This is a genomic window from Streptomyces sp. AC627_RSS907, from assembly GCF_019049165.1.
In genome coordinates, this window is record NZ_JAGMUE010000949.1 from 1 (window position 1) to 620 (window position 620).

Consider the following 620-nt stretch of genomic DNA (forward strand, 5'->3'; position numbering starts at 1 on the left):
GCGTAGGCGAAGAGGTCGTCGCTGAGGTGTTCCACGGTCTCCCAGCAGTCCCACTCCAGCGTGCCGGCCTTGCTCTCCCACGCGGCGGCGGGCGCCTGCCGGAGCGTGGTGACGGCATGGCGTACGGCTTGTTCGAGGTCGTCCGGGGTGACCGGGGAGCGTGGTGCTTCGGTGGGTAGACGCATGTCGGGAACCTTAGCGAGGGAGTCCGGAAGGGCCTCCTCCGCGCGGTCCGCCGGAGCCGGCCGCGCCGTTGCCGGGGTCGGCCGCTACGAGGTCACGCGGTGTGCGGGCGGGATCTCGCCCGAGCCGCGGGCGATCAACCGGGTGGGCAGCACGACCTGTCGGGGCTCCTCGTCGGCGCCCTCCAGGCGGCGGAAGAGCATGTTCGCCGCGGTGCGGCCGAGTTGGGCCGCGTCCTGCGCCACGACGGTGACCCCGGGGGAGAGCAGGTCGGCGAGTTCGAAGTCGTCGAAGCCGACCAGCGCGGCCCGGCCGGGCCGGGCCGCCAGCACGCGTACGGCCGTGACCGTGACCCGGTTGTTCCCCGCGAACAGCGCGGTCACCGGCTCCGGTCCGGACAGCATCGCCTCGGCCGCGGCCAGCACCCGGCTCGGGTC

At 74.2% G+C, this 620-nt stretch carries 1 protein-coding gene and 1 pseudogene; both read right to left on the bottom strand.

Translation table 11 applies throughout. The annotated features are described in order from the left end of the window. Nucleotides 1-185 (bottom strand): annotated as a pseudogene (locus KUM32_RS39615) (hypothetical protein); the annotation flags it as partial. An 84-nt stretch (nucleotides 186-269) separates the two neighbouring features. Further along, nucleotides 270-620: substrate-binding domain-containing protein (locus KUM32_RS39620; protein ID WP_217146579.1), on the bottom strand; the 351-nt coding region annotated here is incomplete at its 5' end.